The following is a 17,080-nucleotide window of genomic DNA, read 5'->3' as shown; positions in this document are numbered from 1 at the left end:
AGCGCGTATCATTTTAAAAAACTAATTGGTAAAAATGAATCGCTTAATCAGGTTATTGAATTGAACGATGAAAATAGAACCAAATTGATTAATTGCATTGCAATACTCGCACTTCAAAGCTCAGCGTTTGCCACGTGAATAGGTGAGGAAAACCATGTTAGACAATCGGCTTCAACATATCATAGATGCAGTCAAACGCATTGACGGGCAAACACCAAGCTTACAGCTAGCTAAGCACACAAAGATGGCTTCAAGCCCTTTTGTGTTTTATCGAGGAAGTGCCCAGCTATTTTATGCCGATATTCTATCTGGGGTCATCAACTTCCCAAAAGAATGTGACTCAATTCCCCTTACAAGCGTAATGGGCGATTGCCACACCTCAAATTTCGGTTTTCTTACCGAAGAGGGTTCCCATGGCGACACGGTTATTTTCTCACCCAACGATTTCGATGATGCATGCGTAGGACAAGCGCAATGGGACGTTCTTCGCTATCTCACGTCTTTACATCTTGCCAGAGCACATTGCGCTGGTGTGATTAAAGGTAAATATCAAGATGACGCCATCAACCATTCGAAGCCGGTCGTTAGCCATCAGGATGTGATTGAAGCTCAGTATCGTTTTATAGAAAGCTATATAAAGACATGTGAGCGCGTTAAAGCAAACGCTTCAGTACTGAACGAAGCAATAGACACCTGCCCTAGCACCGTTCCCAGTAAATTAACTAAGCTCTATAACAAAGCAAAGGCGCGTAGTGCAGGTGGTGAAGATTTCACGTCAAAAAGTGCGTTAGCCAAAGCAGTACAACTACAGGGCGACACATTAGCCTTCAAGCGTAACAGCGAGAAGTTCACTAAACTAAGTGGGCAAGAATATTCAGCGTTACTGGCCGCTTTTGCCCCTTATATGGATGACGCCGTTGTGGATATCGTTAAACGCCTAAATGCCGGTACGGGCTCGGTTAATATGAACCGCTATTATTTTTTAGTGGGCCCGTCCAAACCGCATAACGCCGAAAGCTTCTCACATTGCCATATCGTAGAAGTGAAGCAGCAGCGTGAAGCCGCTCCCATTCACTATTTTAAAGCGCTTAACCCGGTTAATCGACTGAACGCGGCGCATCTTACCGCCCGCTGTCAACGCCGAATGCAGCGCAGGCCAGACTTAGTGCTCGATGAGGTAAAATATGCTGGCGCACACTATTTAGTGCGCTCGCGCCATCACGCTAAAGTTGGGGTTGCCCCGCACGATATCGCCATGGGCAAAAAAGCCATCGAAAAGGGTTTTAATTACTTTGCTGAACTTTGTGGGTACAGCCTTGCTTTAGCACACTGCCGGGGAGACCGCCGCAGTACCCGCTTCTCCTCTTCTGCGGCTAAAACATTTGAATCTGTAAAGACCCTACTGGTAAAAGTTGCAAATTTGTATGCTGAGCAAGTAATAGACGATCATGCTTTATTTAAACAACATATTGAAAACAAATGAATTGATGGGTAACGCCCTAGCTTGCGTTAGCGGTTTAAACACTTCACCGAATAGAATTACTTAAGCGATAATTAAGCGCTTTGTTACAACTCAAAGGCATAAATAAACTTACCCATAAAAGATAAGTACCTGTTGTATATAAATTTATTAAAATACAGCTTGAATAAGCTTAAATCATTCCTACCCACGCGAAATCCCTTTACGGTAGTACTCGCAATAGCAAAATGGCATTGGGCCTGGTTATTGCTGGCTTGCACACCTGCGAGCACACACAAAGATGTGAATTAGAAAAATAATGAAAACTACAAAGGGAAAATGACGTGAAAACATCATTAACTTTACTATCTGCAGGGATAATTTCTGCGCTTTCTTCCACAGCAGTTAATGCTAACGATTTGGTCATTAGTGGTGTCATTGATGGGCCGCTAAGTGGCGGTGTACCCAAAGCCGTTGAACTTTTTGTGGTCAACGACATTGCCGACTTGTCCGCTTATGGTGTTGGCTCTGCCAATAATGGTGGTGGCACAGATGGCGAAGAGTTCACCTTCCCAACTGGCGTATCTGCAAGTGCGGGAACCTATATTTACGTTGCATCTGAAATAGACGGCTTTACCGCGTTTTTCGGTTCAGCACCTGACTATGATAGCTCGTCAATGGGCATTAATGGCGACGATGCTATTGAACTTTTCAAAGACGGTAGTGTTATTGATACGTTTGGCGACATTAATACCGATGGAAACGGCACCGCGTGGGAATACCTTGATGGGTGGGCTTACCGTACCTCAGGCCAAAACGCTAACGGCGGCAACTTCGATTCAGCTAACTGGACATTCAGCGGTGTGGATGCGTTAGATGGCGCAACAACAAATACCGATGCAACGACACCTTTCCCAACAGGTACTTTCACAACTGAAGGTGGAGATGAAGTAGTCGATGAACCTGAAGTACCGGCCGTTGAGCTAGGGGTTTGTGGCGATGACGCGGTGCTTATCAGTACTATTCAAGGTAGTGAGAATAGCTCTGCAGAGGTGGGCAATAAGGTTATTGTAGAAGCTATCGTAACAGGTACGCGAGATGGCGGATTCTTTATCCAAGAAGAAACGGCAGATTACGACGCTAATGAAGCAACGTCTGAAGGCCTGTTGGTAGAAGGTAATATAGACATTGAAGTAGGCAACCTGGTTCGTCTTTACGGAGAAGTTGAAGAAAATTACGGCATGACCACGCTGGTTATGGACAGCGCTGTGGTAGCGTTAGATTGTGGCGAAGCGGAATCGGTTGCGAGCGTAGCCCTTTCAATGCCTTATGAAGTTGACTTAGAAACACTGGAAGGCATGGTAGTAAGCGTTACCGATGCTACCGTAATAAGCACGAATAACTTGTGGCGCTTCGGTGAGATTGTCGTTAGTGACACGATTAAGCGTCAGCCGAGCGACGTTGCAGCTCCACTGTCAGAAGACTACGTTGCAGCAGAGCAAGCAAGCGAAACCAGCTTACTCACTATTGAAGACAATAGTGGCTCACAATATCCTGATACACTTAATTACTTCCCTACTTTCAGCTATGCGAACGCCATTCGCATTGGCGACAGTGTGTCGGCCTCGGGCCCGCTAAACTATAGCTTTGGTACTTACAGAATAAATCCAAGTGACATCATTGAAGTAGCTTCAACACGCGAAGCCAACCCTGTTGTTGCTGAAGGTAACCTTTCAATCGCGACGTTTAACGTACTGAACTATTTCAATGGCGAAGTAGATGAAAACGGCGATGTGACCTTTGATTATGACAACAATCGCGGTGCGTCAGACGACGTGGCCTTCGCCCTACAACAAGGCCGTATTGTCGAAGCCATTATTAATTTGAATGCTGATGTTGTTGGCTTAATGGAGATAGAGAATGATGGCTTTGGCGACGATAGCGCTATCCAGTCTCTTGTTAATGCCATTAATGCTGAATTAGGTGAAACCGAACAATACGCATTTGTTGCTACCAGCGACGGTAGCGAAATAGGTACCGATGCCATTACCGTAGGCTTACTATATAAGGCGTCTGTAGTGACACCTGAAAGCGATGCAATGATTGTGGATATGCCAGTACAACAAATTGATGAAGATAGTCTGGCACGTATGCGCCCTAGCCTTCTTCAGTCGTTCGTTCATAACGAAAGTAGCAAGTCGTTCCTTGTTGCGGTAAATCACTTTAAATCTAAAGGTTCGCAGTGTGCTGAGGACGTAGCAGAAGCACCGTCTGAAATTACGACAATTCAAGGCAGCTGTAATGCACTTCGCGTATCGGCAGCGATCACGCTTGGTAACGCATTGAGCGATGAGAGCCTGCCTGAGCGTAAGGTCATCTTGGGCGACTTAAATGCATACAGTGCTGAAGACCCTGTCGCTGTACTTACCGATTACACACCTGAATCACGTGGATACACCATCGCTACTGCTATAAACACGGGCATGGACGAAGGTGCTTCGGTTGACGTTGAATCTAGCTTTGGCTATCACAATTTAGCCGAAGAGTTCGACGCAGAAGGCTTTTCATATTGGTTCTACGGCACTGAACAAGTGGGTAGTTTAGATCACGTGTTAGCAAGTGACGCCATGCTTGCAGACGCTATTGATGGTGCGCACTGGAATATTAACTCAGTGGAAGCGTATCAGCTACAGTACGATCAAGCGCTTCGTTTCTATCCTGAAGAAGAAGGCTACGCATTTACCGACGTTGGCCCGTTTAGAAGCTCGGACCATGACCCATTCATCGCCACATTCGATTTACAAGCGGACGTAGTTGAAGACGATGAAGATGACAACAAGGATAGCTCAGGAGGAGCGATGGGAGGAATTTTCGCATTGCTAGCCGCAATGGTAGGTTTTCGCCGTCGTCAGCATAATGTTGAAAAGAAAAGCTAACGTTGAAAAATAACCAGCGCCGTTCACATTAACAAAATGTGACCCGCAAACGTAAAAAGCTGCCTTTAAAGGCAGCTTTTTCAATGGCGCATCACCATAATTTTCTATTTCTACACACCACTAGGCGTTCACGCTTTAGACACTACCATACCCACTAAGTCAGCGGCATTAGTATCGTCAACTTCGATACCAATACGCTTAATATACTGGTCCCGCTTCTCCGCTTGCGTTGTCGATAATTCACTAGATAACAGTACCTTTGCTGCACGCTTTGCCGACTTCATTTGTTCATCAGATAGGTTATCGTCAAGGTGAATTTGGGTAATAACTTTCAATAAACTCAACGCAATTTGTTTATCTTTAGGCGACAATGTCAGTGCCTGCAGCAAGTTATTGTAGGCGGGGTTCAATCGGTTCTCTTTATAGTTTACCGTTGCCATCTGTTTCAGTTCTTTGGTGGTAAACTGAATCTCACTGCGTTCAATGGACTCTTGATTTAAGTATTCATTGACCACTTGCGAGGTAAAGGTATCGCCTTCAATCTGTTTACGTAGCTTATCTAAAATACTGACACAGTGTTCGCGCATTCCCAGTTCATGAAACGCCTTCATTTTGTCCAGACTGTCTTCCATCGACAAGCCTTCTGTAGAAGCTGAGCGATCTTTCATCAATTTTTCTGCACTACGCTTATCATCTCTTAGACAAAGCACGCGGGCTTTCACCACGTCAATTTGTTCACCAAGCTGACTTTGCATACCTTTTTGCTGTTTAAGCTCTTCCAGTTCGGACTCGGCTTTTTGCAAATACCTTTCTGTCTCTGTATTGCCCAGGCTAGTAGCAAGGTCAATAGTAGAACGGATAACGTTTAACGTGAGCTGAGGTGAATCGTGAATAGAGTTTTTAGCAAATTTTGCCATGTTTTGAACGGCAGAAAGCTGGCCTTTTTTGTCGTGATTAAGTCGAGCGAGGTCCCATAGGCGCTTGTTGCGCTCAATATTACGGGGCGCAAGCCTACTCGCTTCTTTCATCTGCTCATAAGCAATATCGAACTGCTCTTTTTCTATAAAATACTGCGCCAGTAAATCGTACGTTAAAAACCGCGTATCAGGCCTTTGTAACAAATCATCGACAAGAAGCTGGGCTTCTTCTAATTCGTCTTGTCTAAGTAAGGAGCGAGTTAAGCCAATATGAACCCATGCGTGGTCCATACTCTGCAATAAGCCCCTAAAATAATCTTCGGCGGTCTCGTAATCGCGAAGCTGCAATAAGCAATCGCCAATTAAGCGCTTTATTCTTGTGTGATACTCAGAAAGCAAGGCGTCTTTTAGCTGCCTTTCGGCATAATACATCGCAGTGGAATAGTCGCCTATCTGCATACAGTACAACATTTTGTGCAGCTTAAGGCGCACTTGTATTAAATAGTCTAATCGAGACTCAATTTTATTACGCTGTAGGGGTTTTACCCAAAAATCATCGGGCTGAAGTTCGACAATACAATTGACGAGCTCGGGCGATGTTTCGGCGCTTAAGAACACGACAGTTGTTGTGTCATTGATGTGATTGAGGTGCTTTAATTCTTCAAAGAGGTGAAAGCCATCTTTATCGTGGCTTACGTTAAACGACAATAATACAAAATCAAACTGTCGCGCTTCACATAGTCGCTTTGCATGAAATGCGTTAAATGCACTGCTGACATTCTTTATTCCAATTTCATGCAATGCAGATGCTACGACATCATGAACAAGCCCCTGATTATCGATAACCAGTACATGGAGTTCTTCTCTTGGGGTGGGGGCAGGTATTTTTTCCAGCATTGACCAATCACTTCTTACGTCTTTTCCCTAAGCGGCACAATAGGCATTTAAGCGATGCTATTGTGGACTGCACTACCATATCAACAAAACGTTCTGGGAAAGCGTCAGTTAAAAGCACTTTACTTCCACATTAAGAGCAAGGCTTTTAAAACGAAACATTTAGAGCATATTACCCTAGTGAAGGTTTAGTTTTACACCCTTTATCTGTAGATAGATAGCGTGAAGTTATTATACATAAGTATTATGTTTTAGATACCAGACATGCTGAACATTGCCCCATAAGTTTTAACGCGGTGGGTCTATGTTATCGTTAACGCTGCCGTTAACTCTAAACCAACCGGCAATAGAGTGACGGGTACGTGTAGCAGGCAGTACTTCATGGGGAAACTGTTCGCTCAAAAAGACGACAAGGGTATTTTTCTTCGGTAAGACTTTGGTACCTTCAACGTCATCACTGCTATTGTAAATGACCAGTTCTCCACCGTTCTCCTCCAGCCAATCTTCATTCAAATACCCGACCAGTGAAAGCACGCGATTGCCCTGCCCTTTAAACGCATCTACATGTCTTTTGTAAAATTTACCCGGTCCGTAGCAGGCGAAATGACTTTCAAACGAAAAAAGCCCCATAAAAAGTGAACGGTTTATATACTGCTGCATTGCTTCACACCATGCTAGCCACAGTGCTCCCTCTTGGGACGAGCCCGTAATCCAACATATTGCATCCCCTCTCACGTTCGTCGCTTTTTTATAGTTTTCCGCGCGACCAATGCCGGCCGTTTTATATTCTGCCTCAGAAATTGAACGCTGACAGTCTAAAAGAGCTTGTGTTATAAAATCAGGTAACCCATTCTCTTGTATAGAAAAGCCTTTCGTAACGAGGTCATCGACAATGGTTTCGAAAATCGATTCATCAAAAACATGAAGAGGTTGTATTGCTGTCAGTTGCTGTTTATTCATTTACGTTTTGTTTACCGATAAATTAAAACAAAGAAGGTTTGATGTGCATTGATGGCGTTAATGCACGCCGCGAGAAAGCTGCGACGTTATACGCCGCTAACATTAGTGTGGCAATTGTGAAACGCGGTTTTTACTCCGCAAAATTTTAATCGATAGAAGAAAAAAGTTTTATCGCTGGCGAGCGTGCTTCGAAATCGCACGCTTCTTGCTTGTCTTACTTAAAGTCAACATCAACTATACTTGAATATAAGTGATGTAAAGCGTAACAAACATGAGTAACCCATGAGTCAAGATCAAACACAAATAGAAGAAACGGAACATCATTTAGACTTGAGAAATTTAAGGCTAGATGACTACAACGATGTAAAGGCGTTAATGGATACAGTTTACGCCAATGTAGGAGGCGCTTGGCCGTACTCTAATTACAAAGCCCAGGTAACAACCTTTCCCGAAGGGCAAATTTGTATTGAAGATAAAGGCAAGGTGGTCGCTTTTGCTATCTCGGTTATCGTCGACTATGACCAGTTTGGCGATAAACACAGTTATGATGAGATAACCGGCGACGCCTACCTGACCACTCACGATCCTAACGGCGATGTGCTATATGGCGTTGAAGTGATTGTTTGCCCTGAGTATCGCGGCCTTAGACTAGGCCGCAGATTGTACGAGGCGCGCAAAGAACTGTGTCGTAACCTCAACTTAAAGTCGATAATGGCGGGCGGCCGTATACCAAACTACAAAAACCACGCTAATGAATTGTCGCCATACGAATACATTGAACAGGTAAAGCTTAAAGATATCTACGACCCTATTTTAACCTTTCAGCTTTCTAACGGCTTTGAAGTGAAACAGGTTATGTCAGCTTACTTGCCTGAAGATGAAGCGTCGCAAGGGTATGCCACCTTGCTTCAGTGGCACAATATTTACTATGAGCCTGGTACCCCTTCTCTAATCGCAAGCAGAAAGGCCAGCGCCCGTATAGGCTGTATTCAATGGCAGATGCGCTATTTTAACAATGTAGAAGAGCTATTGCAGCAGGTCGAATATTTCGTTGACGCACTGTCAGATTATTCCTGTGATGTTGCGCTTTTCCCCGAGTTTTTCAATGCACCATTAATGGGGCTTAGCCCGTCAGATTCTTCCATTGACGCTATTTGGCACTTAGCTACCTACACCGATGAAATTTTAACAGCGGTGTCCCATTTAGCGGTGTCCTACAATATCACGATCATTGCTGGCTCTATGCCTGTGGTGGAAGAGGAAGAGCTTTACAACGTTAGCTACATCTGTAAAAGAGATGGCACCATCGAGAGCCAATATAAACTGCATCCTACTCCTCACGAGAAAGAGGATTGGATAATGAAAGGCGGTAACAGCCTTAAAACCTTCGATACCGATTTTGGTAAAATTGGCGTACTGATTTGCTATGACGTGGAGTTCCCCGAGCTTGCGCGCATTCTGTCTGACCAAGAAATGCAAATACTCTTTGTTCCATTTTGGACTGATACTAAAAACGGCTATTTACGCGTACGCCGGTGCGCACAGGCACGGGCTATCGAAAATGAATGTTACGTTGCCATTGCCGGAAGTGTTGGTAATTTACCCAAAGTTGATAATGTAGACATACAGTACGGGCAAACGGCCGTATTTTCTCCTAGTGATTTTGCGTTTCCTCACGATGCAATTGTATCTGAAACCACGCCAAACACGGAAATGACTCTCATTGTTGATTTAGATTTAGACAAGCTTACCAAACTTCAAAACGAAGGATCAGTAAGAAACTACCTTGATAGAAGACGCGACTTGTATCGGGTTGAGTGGATCGGCGACAAATCCTAAAGCCGCGTTTCAGCGCAGCTAAATCTAACGCGTTAAAGAAAATGTTTAATCTTGTGGCTTATGTATTGTTGACATCTTCATAAGCCATAGAATTTCCTTTAAATAAGCGATAACATGCGGTAGCGCGTAAAAAAGGATGGGCTCTCTTCTTATTAGCGCACATCATGATAGCCTTGTGATTAGCGAGCCCTACATAACGAGATAAATAATTTACTATGGCAAACAATTCAAAAAACGACGAGTTTCCAACAATTAGGCTGGACGAAGAAGACCGTCGAGATTACCAAACCAAAAGGCAAGCGGCACCTTCAAAACCCTCTACCACGCCGTCATCAACGCCTTCTTCTCCTTCCCCTTCATCGAACGGTGGTGGAAATGGAATATGGGTAACCTTGGTTGCAATTGTAGCGTTAGCTGCATGTGGTGGCTGTTACTACTTATATACGCTATTAGAGCAACAAAAAGCCGTTGCCGATCAAGCCGAAAAACGCATTATGCAGCTTGAAAACAAACTCTCTGCCACTGGCGAAGAAATTGGCGAGTCTACGGTCGCGCTTCAGGTTAAGGTGACCGAGCTCAGTAATAAAACCAACGAGCTGTGGGAACAGATGGACAAGCTATGGGCTTCAGCTTGGCGCCGCAACCAAAAAGAAATTGCCGATTTAGGCGATCGTGTTGGCAACGTCCAAACCGCGCTCAACAAAAATATTGGTTCCGTATCTGACGATGTTAACGCCCAGGCGGCTGCCATTGGTTCTGTGAAAAATCAGCTGGCCTCGCTGGCAGACGAGTTGCTCGCGGTGAACGTTCAGCTTGAGCAAGCGGCTAACGATAAACAAAGCGCGCAACAAAGTGTGCGTAACCTTTCAGATAAGCTTTCTGTTCTAGAGCAGCGCAATACAACATTATCTGGCCGTCTGACTAGCTTAGAAAATGAAATCCGCGAAATCGCTACAAAAGTAGTGTCTCGCAGCGGTGCATCAGGTGGAAGCGGCTCGGCGCCAGCTACGGCAGGAACTCAATAGAATATTGGTTGATGTAATCTCTATTTAGCGGTGAGGCAACACACTGTTAAACGAAGAAACGAAAGGGGCAATGTGCCCCTTTCATTTTTTATGTATTAGCGTGTGTCGTGATATTATTATCTTCTTTTAAAAAATTATAGGACATACTGCGCAATGAGTGACCAAGCGCCAAAACGTTTAAATAAATATATCAGTGACACCGGCCTGTGTTCGCGACGTGAAGCTGATAAACTCATTGAGCAAAAGCGCGTTAGTGTAAACAACCATCCTCCAGAACTTGGCACCAAGATAGGCCCAAATGACATCGTAAAAGTAGATGGTAAAATTGTTGGGGCGGTGGCTAAAGACAAATCCGATCGGGTGTATATTGTTTACAACAAACCCATAGGTATCACCTGCACCACAGAGCGACACGTTAAGGGAAACATCATTGATGCCATAGGTCACAAAGCGCGTATTTTCCCTGTTGGGCGCCTAGATAAGCCATCAGAAGGGCTTATTATCTTGACCAGTGACGGTGATATAGTAAACAAGATATTGCGCGCTGAAAATGCTCACGATAAAGAGTACGAAGTCACGGTTAACCAGCCTATCAGCGAGCGCTTCGTTAAACGCATGGCCCGTGGTGTCCCTATCTTAGGAACAGTAACTAAGCCTTGTGTTGTAAAGCCCACAGGTAAAAATACGTTTACTATTATCCTAACCCAAGGGCTCAATCGCCAAATCCGCAGAATGTGTGAATTTCTCGGGTATGAGGTGACTAAATTAAAGCGCACACGAATTATGCACCTTGAGCTCAAGGCCCTGAAACCGGGACAGTGGCGTAACCTCACCCAACACGAGCTAACCACGTTGCAAAATGCGGTTAAAGCATCGAGTAAAACTGCGCCCTCAAACTAACATGCCATTAAGAATGCTTTAAAACGCGCCTATGCGATAATAATTAATTGCAACGAACGCCAAATCTCAAAAATATGGTCTAAGCTTCTAGCAAATAAAAAATGTGAGGACAAAGCGTCGCTTTTTTGAAGGAATAAAATTCACACAGAAAAAAAGCGCCCATTGGGCGCTTTTCTTGAAACCTAGTCTTATCGACGAAGGCCTAGACGCTTGATTAGGTCAAGGTAACGCTCAGCGTTCTTGCCTTTAAGGTAGTCTAGAAGCTTACGACGTTGGCTAACCATACGTAGAAGACCACGACGTGAGTGGTGATCTTTCTTGTGATCAGCGAAGTGACCTTGAAGCTTGTTGATGTTGTGAGTAAGCAAAGCAACTTGAACTTCTGGTGAACCAGTGTCGCCTTCTTTAACGCCGTACTCAGCAATGATTTTCGCGGTTTCTGCTTTAGTTAGTGACATGTCATTCTCCTAATATTAATGCTTCGCCGATCACTAATTCAGCAAAGCGGAATGAGCGCCGTATTATAATGACCTTTGCACAGTTAGCAAGGACCGAACAACGTAAATTCATCAATTAACCCGTTTAAGGTTCGATTCCACCTTATTAATACGTTTAGCTAACTCGCTTTTGTATTCGAAACCGTTCAAAAAATCCCTTGCCCGCTGGTCACTTTTGTATCCGTATGCAGAATACACCGAGTGGGCTATGTTTATCTTAGCGTCGCGATCTACAACTAAGTCTAAATTTTGTTCGACAAATTGCGGTGATCTGTAAACTGCTCCTTGTAATAAGGTAACCACTGCTTGCTTAGTATCGATATTCGTTTGACGTTGTGCCCAACTAAGCGCGGTGTTGGGCTCAAAATAAGCGATTGTTCTGGCAGCGTGTTCAACATCAGATTGATAGTTTTCACTACTGCTATGTTCTACAAACCAGGAAGCAGCTTCACTGGGTGATTGGTTTACATAACTGTTAAAGACCGCGCGCTTTATCTCATTTTTTCGTTCGTTGTCATCTAGCGTATCGAACCAAGCTTTAGTACTTTCAACGTCTTTGCGTACCCATACACTTATTAAATTCGTTTCTAACCGTTTGTCATCCGAACGTTTTACTAACGTTAACGTGTCTCGAAACTGCTCTGATGTTTCTAGGATACTAAAAATACCGCTGTAGGCCGCACTTTTTAAATTTTCTGACTCAAGAAGAGCGATAGACTGAAAGGCACTATCAATGTCCTCACTTGCCATTTCTCTAAAAATGAGCAGAGGGTAAATGTTGTTTTCGAGCCTGCCTGAGGTAAGTGAAGTATTATTAATATACCAATCAAGGGCCTTAGAGGGCGATTGATTAGCCCAATTCGCTATAACTGATACGCGAAACTGCTGCTTCGTTTCCAAGTTAATATTCATATTATCAACAAGGTCCCAGGCTTTTTCGGGGTTCAGCTCTACTAAGCGAGAGACCATTGTTGACAAAATCATGGCGGCATCTGGATCGCTAATAGACGTATCGATGCTTGATAACGTATCGATAATTGCCTGCTCGCCCATCGTGCTTATAGAGATAATTAAGGCGCCTATTTGTTTTAAGCTAAGCTTGGGCTTGTCGGACAACCAGGCCTCTAGGCTAATCTCATCAGGTTTACTCGCTGAGTCTTTGGGTAACTGATCACGCTTAGTCTCCCCTTGCTGAGGGGGTAGCGCTTCTTGTGAGACGTGTTCATCTTTACCGTCGCCTACATTGGTTATGTGTACAGAAGCTTCTGAGGGGACCGTAGGGCGCTTATCATTGGCATAGTAACCCGCTGCAAATACCAGGCATAGCGAACAAAGCCATAAACCAATCCATTTGATCATTGTGTAATCCCTTAATTAACACACTGCGCCCGTTTAAGACGTTTCGCAGAAAGTAAAAGTCTGTATGAGTGATAAATAACCTACCACTAAATGGTGCGCCTTTTATACTACTTTATCTGCCAATAAAAAAGCCTTGCGGTAACCGCAAGGCTTTAAACGAGTATAATTTGCTAGGTATCGCTAATTGCTAAGAACTAACTATAAACAACGCGACGTTTCGGGTTAACGAATATTTCTTGCTTGGGTATACCCTGATCTTTTGGGTCAAGTACCCCTTCCCCTACGCCAAGGAAGATGCCGTTGGTATCAACACCGTGATAAACACGATAAGACGTGCCCTCACTAAGTGGCTCGCTACACTCTCCTTTAACCGATTGTCCATTATCAAAGCGATTTCTTTCAGCGTCGTTGATAGTCACAAACGGCAGACGACTTACTGCGGTGTCCATAGGAATGAGCAAGTCATCAAGTGCTTTAAACTCACCGTCGTCTAGTGACTCCTGGATTTCAATTAACTTTTCAAGCGATACCATTTTATCCGTAGGATAATCGGCCACTTCAGTACGATGTAAACGGGTAACGTAGGCACCGCATCCTAAGTTTTGCCCTAAGTCATCAACGATTGAACGTATATACGTGCCTTTGCTGCATTTTATTCGCATATCCACGTAAGGAAGCTCAATGCGCAACACGTCAAGCTCAAAGACTTCAATATCACGGGGCTCTCGCTCTATTTCAATCCCCTGTCGGGCATAATAATACAGCGGCTTACCTTGATGTTTGAGTGCAGAAAACATAGACGGGATTTGTTTGCTTTTACCTAAAAAAGCAAGGCATGCGTCGCGGACTTGCTCTTCGCTAACATTGACGGGCTTTTCTTCAACAACTTCGCCGTCTGCGTCAGAGGTGGTTGTACGCACCCCTAGCTGCGCCGTAACTTCATACGTTTTCTCAGCATCGAGCAGAAACTGAGAAAACTTAGTCGCCTCACCAAGACACAAAGGCAGCATACCACTAGCGAGAGGATCAAGCGCTCCTGTGTGACCCGCCTTGGCTGCTTTATAAAGCCAACGCACTTTTTGAAGAAGCTGATTCGAAGAACCACCAAGTGGTTTATCAAGCAATACTATGCCGTTAATATCACGGCCTTTACGACGTCTTGCCATCTACTCCTGCTCTTGTGAATCGTCTTGGTCGCGCTTTGACTCATCTTTTGCAATGGTCTGAGACACAAGATTAGAAATACGCATACCTTCAATAATTGATTTATCTTCAAAAAAGTGAAGGTCAGGGACTGAACGCATACGAAGTCGTTTAGCAAGAATACTGCGAATGAACTTCTTGTACTCTGCTAGCTGTTTTATTTGAACTTTACCTTCTTCTTCCGTGCTGTTGTAAATGGTTACAAAAATCTTTGCGTGCGCTAGATCGCGCGATACATCTACGTCAGATACCGTAATCAAAGGCATATCACCCACACGGTGCTTGTATTCATTTTGCAGGATGCTAGCGACTTCTTTATGAACTTGCTGAGCAACTCTGTCGGTACGTGAAAACTCACGAGCCATTGTATTCTCCTTTCCTTATTTAACCTTGAAGCACGCTGTTGGGTCTGACGCTTTAGGTACAGACAAAAACGGGAGCACTCGGCCCCCGTTTTTCACATGCCGAATTAACTAAGGCAATTAAATTTCGCGTTTAACTTCAACGATTTCGAAGACCTCGATTTGGTCGCCTACTTTTACGTCGTTGTAGTTCTTAACGCCGATACCACATTCCATGCCGTTACGAACGTCTTGTACGTCATCTTTAAAGCGACGTAGTGATTCTAATTCACCTTCGTAAATTACTACGTTGTCACGTAGTACACGGATTGGATTGCTGCGCTTAACATTACCTTCGGTAACCATACAGCCGGCAATTGCACCCAGTTTCGGTGACTTAAATACATCACGTACTTCTGCAAGACCAATGATTTCCTGCTTGAATTCTGGTGCAAGCATACCACTCATGGCCGCTTTCACTTCATCAATTAGGTTGTAGATAACGCTGTAGTAACGTAAATCAATTTCTTCCGCTTCTAGTACGCGACGGGCAGTTGCATCGGCACGAACGTTAAAGCCAAGTACGATAGCACCTGATGCAGCTGCAAGAGTTGCGTCAGTTTCAGTGATACCACCTACACCGCTACCTACAATATTTACTTTCACTTCAGAAGTAGAAAGCTTGATAAGTGATTCGGAAATCGCTTCTACAGAACCCTGTACGTCGGCTTTAAGTACGATGTTAAGTTCGCTAACATCACCTGATTCCATGTTCGCAAACATGTTTTCAAGTTTCGCTTTTTGCTGACGTGCTAGTTTAAGTTCACGTTTCTTCTGGTGACGCTTAGCGGCTACTTCACGCGCTTTACGCTCGTCTTTAACAACAGCGGCGTCTTCACCCGCTACCGGTACACCTGAAAGACCAAGTACTTCAACTGGTGTAGATGGACCGGCAAGCTTCATGTCTTTACCGTTTTCGTCGCGCATAGCACGAACGCGGCCGTATTCTTCACCACATAGTAGGATGTCACCCGCGCGTAGCTGGCCTTCCTGAACAAGTACTGAAGCCACTGGCCCACGACCTTTATCAAGGCGAGACTCAATAACGATACCACGACCTGGACCTTCCGCTACTGCTTGAAGGTCAAGCAGTTCAGATTGTAGTACGATAGCTTCTAGAAGCTCGTCTACGCCCATACCTGTTTTAGCAGATACGTTACAGAACTGGTGCTCACCACCCCACTCTTCTGAGATAACTTCAAGTTGAGAAAGCTCAGTTTTAACGCGGTCTGGATCAGCGGTTTCCTTATCCATTTTGTTCACTGCAACAATCAGTGGTACGCCAGCCGCACGGGCGTGCTGTACCGCTTCTTTCGTTTGCGGCATTACGCCGTCATCTGCAGCAACAACAAGGATAACGATATCGGTTGCCGTAGCACCACGTGCACGCATTGCCGTAAACGCGGCGTGTCCAGGTGTATCTAGGAACGTGATTTCACCGTTATCTGTTTGTACTTTATATGCACCGATGTGCTGAGTAATACCACCCGCTTCACCATCTGCAACCTTCGCACGACGGATGTAGTCAAGTAACGATGTTTTACCATGGTCAACGTGACCCATGATAGTAACAACAGGTGCACGGCTGGTTTTCTCACCGTCTGTACCATCTGCTAACAACTCATCTTCTAGTGCATTATCGTTAACAAGTTCGTATTTGTGACCCATCTCTTCGATAACCAGTACCGCTGTATCTTGGTCTAGCACTTGGTTAATGGTCGCCATCTCGCCCATCTTCATCATGGTCTTGATAACTTCATTAGACTTAATCGCTAGTTTACTAGCAAGTTCGCCTACCGTGATGGTTGCGCCTAGTTTTACTACGCGCTCAACAGGTGCCGCTGGCTTATTAAAGCCCTGCTTAAGATGCTCACCTGCGTTTTTCTTAGACTTACGACGACGGCGCGATGAACGCTCTACCTGCATGTCTTCTTCGTCTTCTGCTTCTTGAGCATAACGGTTAGAGTGCAAGTGAACTTCTTCAGCTTCTGCTTTCTTACGACGCTCTTCTTCTTCTTTCCAGCGACGTTCGTTTTCTTCAGCGAGTTTACGCGCTTCATCAGCCGCTTTCTTCGCGTCTTCTTCAAGCTTCTTCTGCGCTTCTTCTTCTTGCGCTTTGCGTAAACGCTCTTCTTCCTGACGCGCAGCTTCCGCTTCCGCTTTTTCAGCTTCAGTTAGCTCTGGCTCGTCTTTTTTACGTGCTTCAGCTTCTTTCTTCGCTTGTTCTGCGCGACGAACACGCTCTTCTTCAGCGGCTTTTTTCGCTTCTTGTGCTTTGCGTGCTTTTTCTTCGGCGGCTTTTTTCGCTTCTGCCGCCGCTTTCTCTTCCGCTTCGCGCTTCAGACGTGCTTCTTCTTCAAGACGCTTCGCCTCTTCTTCCGCTTGACGCTGCTGCTCTTCAATGTCGCTACGCTTAACGTAAGTGCGCTTCTTGCGAACTTCTACTTTCACTTCTTTAGACTTACCTACACTTAGCGTGCTTGTCGTCTTACGTTTCAGTGTCATGCGCGTTGGTTCAGCTGCGCTGCCGTGTTGCTTACTTAAATGATCCAATAGTTTCTGTTTCTCGTCTTCGTTTACCTGTTCGCCGGCACTCTTAGAGATACCCGCGTCTTTAAACTGGCCAACCAATCGGTCAACGGTCGTACCAATGTCGCTGGCGAGCTTTTCAATAGATACATCTGCCATTA

12 protein-coding genes are annotated in these 17,080 nt (G+C 44.8%); 5 read left to right on the top strand and 7 right to left on the bottom strand.

Annotation, left to right across the window (positions count from 1 at the left end; genetic code table 11):
• Window positions 1–154 precede the first annotated feature (154 nt).
• Both MADE_RS08750 and MADE_RS08745 read left to right on the top strand, forming a co-directional pair.
• On the top strand, window positions 155–1,483 hold the full coding sequence (locus MADE_RS08750) for a DUF2252 family protein (RefSeq protein ID WP_012518266.1): 1,329 nt from the start codon (window positions 155–157) through the stop codon (window positions 1,481–1,483).
• Between the two features lie 320 nt (window positions 1,484–1,803).
• Window positions 1,804–4,395: an ExeM/NucH family extracellular endonuclease gene (locus tag MADE_RS08745; protein WP_012518265.1), complete on the top strand. Its 2,592-nt coding sequence runs from the start codon at window positions 1,804–1,806 to the stop codon at window positions 4,393–4,395.
• Window positions 4,396–4,523: 128 nt separating this feature from the next.
• On the opposite strand, the gene MADE_RS08740 is transcribed toward MADE_RS08745, so the two are convergent.
• Window positions 4,524–6,209, bottom strand: a complete 1,686-nt coding sequence (locus MADE_RS08740) for a response regulator (protein ID WP_012518264.1) — start codon at window positions 6,207–6,209, stop codon at window positions 4,524–4,526.
• A gap of 285 nt (window positions 6,210–6,494) precedes the next feature.
• Window positions 6,495–7,166, bottom strand: coding sequence for a 2OG-Fe(II) oxygenase (locus tag MADE_RS08735; protein WP_012518262.1), 672 nt, complete (start codon window positions 7,164–7,166; stop codon window positions 6,495–6,497).
• A 282-nt stretch (window positions 7,167–7,448) separates the two neighbouring features.
• Between MADE_RS08735 and MADE_RS08730 the strand changes: the two genes are divergently transcribed.
• From MADE_RS08730 to rluF, 3 genes are all read left to right on the top strand, one after another.
• Window positions 7,449–9,005: a carbon-nitrogen hydrolase family protein gene (locus MADE_RS08730; protein WP_012518260.1), complete on the top strand. Its 1,557-nt coding sequence runs from the start codon at window positions 7,449–7,451 to the stop codon at window positions 9,003–9,005.
• A 215-nt stretch (window positions 9,006–9,220) separates the two neighbouring features.
• A complete protein-coding gene (locus MADE_RS08725) occupies window positions 9,221–10,030 on the top strand; it encodes an AAA family ATPase (protein ID WP_012518259.1) in 810 nt (269 codons plus the stop codon).
• Window positions 10,031–10,183: 153 nt separating this feature from the next.
• Window positions 10,184–10,930 (top strand): 23S rRNA pseudouridine(2604) synthase RluF, encoded by a 747-nt coding sequence (gene rluF / locus MADE_RS08720; RefSeq protein WP_012518258.1) that lies wholly within the window; start codon window positions 10,184–10,186, stop codon window positions 10,928–10,930.
• 188 nt (window positions 10,931–11,118) lie between these two features.
• Here rluF and rpsO read toward each other — a convergent pair whose 3' ends face one another.
• The 5 genes from rpsO to infB form a co-directional block, all read right to left on the bottom strand.
• Window positions 11,119–11,388 carry a 30S ribosomal protein S15 gene (gene rpsO, locus MADE_RS08715; RefSeq protein ID WP_012518257.1) on the bottom strand — a complete coding sequence of 90 codons (270 nt, stop codon included), beginning with the start codon at window positions 11,386–11,388 and terminating at the stop codon, window positions 11,119–11,121.
• Window positions 11,389–11,499: 111 nt separating this feature from the next.
• Entirely contained in the window at window positions 11,500–12,786 is a 1,287-nt protein-coding gene (locus tag MADE_RS08710) for a hypothetical protein (protein ID WP_012518256.1), read from the bottom strand.
• Window positions 12,787–12,980: 194 nt separating this feature from the next.
• Entirely contained in the window at window positions 12,981–13,952 is a 972-nt protein-coding gene (gene truB, locus MADE_RS08705) for a tRNA pseudouridine(55) synthase TruB (protein ID WP_012518255.1), read from the bottom strand.
• Window positions 13,953–14,354, bottom strand: coding sequence for a 30S ribosome-binding factor RbfA (gene rbfA, locus MADE_RS08700; RefSeq protein WP_012518254.1), 402 nt, complete (start codon window positions 14,352–14,354; stop codon window positions 13,953–13,955).
• A gap of 117 nt (window positions 14,355–14,471) precedes the next feature.
• Entirely contained in the window at window positions 14,472–17,078 is a 2,607-nt protein-coding gene (infB, locus tag MADE_RS08695; protein WP_012518253.1) for a translation initiation factor IF-2, read from the bottom strand.
• Window positions 17,079–17,080 lie beyond the last annotated feature (2 nt).

The sequence above is a fragment of the Alteromonas mediterranea DE genome, from assembly GCF_000020585.3.
GTDB classification, from domain to species: Bacteria; Pseudomonadota; Gammaproteobacteria; order Enterobacterales; family Alteromonadaceae; genus Alteromonas; species Alteromonas mediterranea.
Note: the sequence above shows the minus strand (reverse complement) of the source record. Positions and strands in the feature narration are given on the sequence as shown.

What these genes read in the sequence shown, in the direction of transcription:
- MADE_RS08750 (WP_012518266.1), top strand. Translation starts at nt 155, where the DNA reads ATGTTAGACAATCGGCTTCAACATATCATAGATGCAGTCAAACGCATT.
- MADE_RS08740 (WP_012518264.1), bottom strand. Translation starts at nt 6,209, where the DNA reads ATGCTGGAAAAAATACCTGCCCCCACCCCAAGAGAAGAACTCCATGTA.
- MADE_RS08735 (WP_012518262.1), bottom strand. Translation starts at nt 7,166, where the DNA reads ATGAATAAACAGCAACTGACAGCAATACAACCTCTTCATGTTTTTGAT.
- MADE_RS08730 (WP_012518260.1), top strand. Translation starts at nt 7,449, where the DNA reads ATGAGTCAAGATCAAACACAAATAGAAGAAACGGAACATCATTTAGAC.
- MADE_RS08725 (WP_012518259.1), top strand. Translation starts at nt 9,221, where the DNA reads ATGGCAAACAATTCAAAAAACGACGAGTTTCCAACAATTAGGCTGGAC.
- rluF (WP_012518258.1), top strand. Translation starts at nt 10,184, where the DNA reads ATGAGTGACCAAGCGCCAAAACGTTTAAATAAATATATCAGTGACACC.
- rpsO (WP_012518257.1), bottom strand. Translation starts at nt 11,388, where the DNA reads ATGTCACTAACTAAAGCAGAAACCGCGAAAATCATTGCTGAGTACGGC.
- MADE_RS08710 (WP_012518256.1), bottom strand. Translation starts at nt 12,786, where the DNA reads ATGATCAAATGGATTGGTTTATGGCTTTGTTCGCTATGCCTGGTATTT.
- truB (WP_012518255.1), bottom strand. Translation starts at nt 13,952, where the DNA reads ATGGCAAGACGTCGTAAAGGCCGTGATATTAACGGCATAGTATTGCTT.
- rbfA (WP_012518254.1), bottom strand. Translation starts at nt 14,354, where the DNA reads ATGGCTCGTGAGTTTTCACGTACCGACAGAGTTGCTCAGCAAGTTCAT.
- infB (WP_012518253.1), bottom strand. Translation starts at nt 17,078, where the DNA reads ATGGCAGATGTATCTATTGAAAAGCTCGCCAGCGACATTGGTACGACC.